At 38.1% G+C, this 4,568-nt stretch carries 5 protein-coding genes; 2 read left to right on the top strand and 3 right to left on the bottom strand.

Going from position 1 to position 4,568, the window contains the following annotated elements:
• A partial coding sequence (locus ACTF6W_RS09065) for a DEAD/DEAH box helicase (protein ID WP_438994220.1) occupies window positions 1-719 on the bottom strand: 719 nt, incomplete at its 3' end.
• A gap of 257 nt (window positions 720-976) precedes the next feature.
• On the opposite strand from ACTF6W_RS09065, the gene ACTF6W_RS09070 reads away from it, so the two are divergent.
• The gene (locus ACTF6W_RS09070; protein WP_438994221.1) at window positions 977-2,098 is read left to right on the top strand and encodes an aminotransferase class I/II-fold pyridoxal phosphate-dependent enzyme; all 1,122 of its coding nucleotides are present in this window, start codon (window positions 977-979) and stop codon (window positions 2,096-2,098) included.
• A 52-nt stretch (window positions 2,099-2,150) separates the two neighbouring features.
• On the opposite strand, the gene ACTF6W_RS09075 is transcribed toward ACTF6W_RS09070, so the two are convergent.
• Both ACTF6W_RS09075 and ACTF6W_RS09080 read right to left on the bottom strand, forming a co-directional pair.
• The gene (locus tag ACTF6W_RS09075) at window positions 2,151-2,714 is read right to left on the bottom strand and encodes a YceI family protein (protein WP_438994222.1); all 564 of its coding nucleotides are present in this window, start codon (window positions 2,712-2,714) and stop codon (window positions 2,151-2,153) included.
• A 199-nt stretch (window positions 2,715-2,913) separates the two neighbouring features.
• Window positions 2,914-3,456 carry a sensor histidine kinase gene (locus tag ACTF6W_RS09080; RefSeq protein ID WP_438994223.1) on the bottom strand — a complete coding sequence of 181 codons (543 nt, stop codon included), beginning with the start codon at window positions 3,454-3,456 and terminating at the stop codon, window positions 2,914-2,916.
• Between the two features lie 58 nt (window positions 3,457-3,514).
• Here ACTF6W_RS09080 and ACTF6W_RS09085 point away from each other — a divergent pair, with 58 nt between their 5' ends.
• Complete coding sequence (locus ACTF6W_RS09085; protein ID WP_438994224.1) at window positions 3,515-4,423, top strand: hypothetical protein; 909 nt, start codon at window positions 3,515-3,517, stop codon at window positions 4,421-4,423.
• Window positions 4,424-4,568 lie beyond the last annotated feature (145 nt).

Raw genomic sequence — 4,568 nt, forward strand, 5'->3', positions numbered from 1 at the left:
TTCATTAATTTATGGGTGATGGTATCCGCAACCATTGTTGTGCGTTCTTGTTCAACATATTCAGGCTCTTTTAAATGCTCTAAGGATAATCGGCGCACTTTATCGTTCATGGTAGCAGAGAACATGACCGTTTGATGATCATCATCCAATGTGCTTTGAATTTCTTTTACTTCATCAATAAACCCCATATCAAGCATACGGTCCGCTTCATCCAAAATGAATGTTTGGCATTCTTCAAGTTTTACATTACCGCTTCCCATGTGATCAACAAGACGTCCCGGCGTGGAAATCAGAACATCAACACCATATTTTAATTTACGAATTTGTGGTGGATATGGTTGGCCGCCTGCGACAACGAGGCTTTTGATCGGTGTGCCGCGGCTAAATTGATCAATAAATTTTCCAATTTGCATCACAAGTTCACGTGTCGGTGCCAGGATTAATGCTTTTGGTTTATGTGGTGCGGGCTTAACATAATCATGGATCATTTTGTTTATGGTCGGTAATGAAAAAGCTGCCGTTTTTCCGCTACCGGTTTGGGCAATACCCATAAGATCCGCACCGCTCATGACAGGCAAAATAGCCATGTCCTGAATTGGTGTAGGTGTTGTAAACCCTTCATTTTTGATGGATTTCATGATGGCTTTTTCAAAACCGAATTTTTCAAAAGTTACTGCAGGCGCAGCAACATGATCGTCTGACAATTGTTCGTCAGTCATGGCGTTTCCTTCGCGAATAATTATGATCATTACTGATCATTCTATTTATCCGCGAATGCACTTGGCCCTTTATAATGGGATACACGTGATCGTTACTTGTCACGGCTGCTTGGCGGATGTTGGACTGTTTCTTATAAAAAAGTCCTGTAACTGGCGCTTGATGCGCCTTTTTCGCAGTTAAGTCAAGAGCTTTAAGCGAATTGACTTTAAAGTTAAGCATGATACAAATTAGAAAATCATTAACGGCCGAGGGTCATATGCGCAATTTTGAATTAGAAGTGTTTTTTTCCAAATGGGAATTTAAAGCCAAATATCATTTAACGGCATCAGATATGGAAAGTATGTCTTTATCTGAATTGATGGCCATGGCATCAGAAGAAGAACGTAAAAGCTTTGACAATCTTTGGCTTGGTTATACGCAAACTTATGGTGATCCTTTTTTACGTGAAGAGATTGCCAAAACATATGACAATATGAATTCTGAAAATATTTTATGTTTTGCAGGTGCTGAAGAAGGCATTTATACGGCCATGCGCACCCTTTTAACACCAGAAGATCACGCCATTGTTGTAGTGCCTAATTATCAAGCTGCGGAAACCATTCCGCTTAGTATTTGTGATGTAACAGGTGTATCTTTAAAAGAAGATAACAATTGGGATTTGGATATTGATGAGGTTATTGGCGCGCTTAGGCCGCATACGAAGCTAATTTCAATCAATTTCCCAAATAACCCGACGGGTAAAATTATCCCAAAAGATGATTTAGATCGTTTGGTTGAAGTCGCACGCGAATTTGGCATTTATATTTTCAGTGATGAAGTTTACCGCGGCATCGAAGCAGAAGACAAACGTATCCCGCAACTCGCGGATATTTATGAAAAAGGGATTTCATTAAATGTCATGTCAAAAGCATATGGTCTTCCTGGGCTAAGGATTGGTTGGATTGCGTGTCAGGAAACAGAACTTCTAGCGAAATTAGAACGCTACAAACACTTCTTAACCATATGTAATAGTGGCCCATCAGAAATCTTGTCGATAATTGCATTAAGAAACAGAGACAGCATATTGGATAGAAACAGAAAACTTGTTTCACAAAATTTAGAGAAATTAGATAACTTTTTTGGAAAATTCCCTCACCTTTTTGAATGGAAACGACCGGATGGTGGCGCTGTTGCCTATCCAAAATACATTGGTGCAAAGGACTGTACAGAGTTTTGCGAAGATCTGATTAATGATACAGGTGTGCTCCTGTTGCCGCCAAGTATTTATAAGTCTGAATTGCTACCTACACCACCAGATCATTTTCGAATTGGTTTCGGTAGAAATGGTATGGATGAAATGCTCGATGTTTTTTATCATTATTTAAAAAAGAACAGATAAAAAACAGCGCCTTAAAATTTAAGGCGCTGTTTTAAAATTGTATCTTTAATTATTATTGATGAACACCTTCAATATAAAGCTCAAGATATACATCGCCATATTTGAATTTATAATCAAATTCTTCAGGATGGATGACAGCCGTTGCTTCAAATGCAGAACGGTAACCGCCCCATGGATCATCACCCATACCAACGAAACTTGCGTGAAGATCGAATGGTTTAGTCACACCGTTCAATGTTAAGTTACCATGAATGATACCAGTATCATCGCTGGTTACTTCAACGGAAGTGCTTTCAAAATGGGCAGATGGGTTTGCTTCAGTGTTTAAATAGCCTGGATCTTGGATATGCTCATCACGTTTTTGGTGATTTGAATTTACGCTACTTACGTCAACATCAACGATTACTTTTGATGCGGAAGGATTATTTTCGTCAAATGTAAAGCTACCGTCAAATTTATCAAAACGGCCCGTTAGCCAGCTGATGCCAACATGTTTGACTTTAAAATTGATGGCTGCATGCATTCCTTCAATATCGATTTTATAATCAGCCGCAGTTGCAGATGACAAACCGGCTGGCGCTGCAAATAGCATTGCTGCAATAAGTAATTTTTTCATTTTTTATCCTCTTGTTTTTTTACCCTGAGTAATTTTCTATTGGTTAAGCATTCTTAAGTGCTTTAGATATCAATTGATTATGACCTTATAATGACATCTTTAACCATAATATTAAGTCACAAGCATGTGAATACATATTGTACGTATAAGAATGACAAACTGATCATTATTTATAAAATAAATGACTTAATTGGAAAAATTAAACAGATGGTATTTTAATTGTGATCGTCGTGCCTTGATCGACAATACTCTCAATATCAAGAGTACCTTGATGCAAATGCACTAAAGACTGGACAATAGAAAGCCCAAGACCCGTTCCTTCTTGAGGTAGATGAGGATCATTTTCAACACTGGCGAAAGGCTCAAGAATTCTTGCAATATTCTTTTCTTCAATCCCATCTCCGGTATCTATAAATTGAATAATGTGGTTACCATCTTTTTCTTGGATCTTGATTGAAACCTTACCATTCATAGGGGTAAATTTAATTGCATTAGAAAGCAGGTTTATGAAAATCTGCTTTATAGCACGAACATCTGCAAATAATGATAGGGTTCCATCGGGAATTTCAAGAGTAGAAACAATGGATTTTTTATCACTAAGTGGTCTAATGGTTCTAAGGCACTCCTTGGCTAGTTCTTTTAAGTCGATTTCTTCTTTGTCAATGTTGCGCTTATTTGCTTCAATCGCCGAATAATCGAGTACATCATTTATGAGTGCTGTAGCAGTAGAAATAAAAATCAATGCAATTAAAATGTAACGTTGGGGAAAAGATTATCTTTTAACCAGTAACGTTAGTTCAATGGATCAATTTGAATTCTATGCGCAAGAAGTACAGTCAAAAGCAGTGGAGTTAACAGATTATACAGATGATCAAGCTGTTCTTAATGCTTCAACACAAATTCAAGGGTTAGCCGAAGAATATATGGACGCTTTTGGTAGTGTGTTTGACACAATGGGTTTCATTGAAACAGATGGTGAAACAGAAGACCTTAAAGCTGAGTTAAATGAATATCAGTCTGACCTGACTAGAATTTATTCTGAGATGGTTCCGATTTTTGGTCAATTTGAGGAAATCGCTAACACCGCCCTTGTTACTGCAACAACTAGTTTTGATGAAACAAGATCAAGTGCAGAAATGCTTCTAATTATTATGTGTAGCGTGATGGTTGTCCTTGTTGGTACAGTCGCATTCTTACTATTACAAAGTATTTTAATTCCTCTTGCAAGCCTTAGAAATGCTGTTGGTATTATCGCGACGGGTGATTACACACAAGAAGTTCGCGGCAAAACACGTAAAGACGAACTTGGTCAATTTTCAAATGCAATTGAAGATCTTCGTAAAGCGGCACTTGAAAGTGAGCGTCTAGCAGAAGAGAATAAACGTGCTGAAGAGCAACGTGTTGCCCATGAAGCTCAAGAAAGAGAAGCCGAAGCTCAACGTGAGCGTGAAGCCTCAGAACGTGCAGAAGAACAAAGAAAACGAACTGAAGAACGTTCTAAGAAAATTGATGAACTTGTTCAGCACTTTGATGATAAAGTATCTGAAGTTCTTCATGCACTTGCCTCTTCATCAACTGAGCTTGAAGCAACAGCGAACCAAATGGTTGTTATTTCAGATAGTACTAAAACACGTTCATCTGATGTTGCCTCTGCCTCTGAACAAACATCAAACACATTCAAACTGTTGCTGCCTCTGCTGAGGAGCTAAGTGCATCTGTTTGTGAAATAAACCCCAAGTTGAAACGGCAAATGCAATTGAGGAACGTTCACTTGAAGAAGCACAACATAGTAATGTTGCAATTAATAAACTTGCACAATCAACGGGACGTATTAACGAAGTAATCGATTTGATT

This window comes from Pseudemcibacter sp., assembly GCF_965661635.1.
Taxonomy (GTDB): Bacteria; Pseudomonadota; Alphaproteobacteria; order Sphingomonadales; family Emcibacteraceae; genus Pseudemcibacter.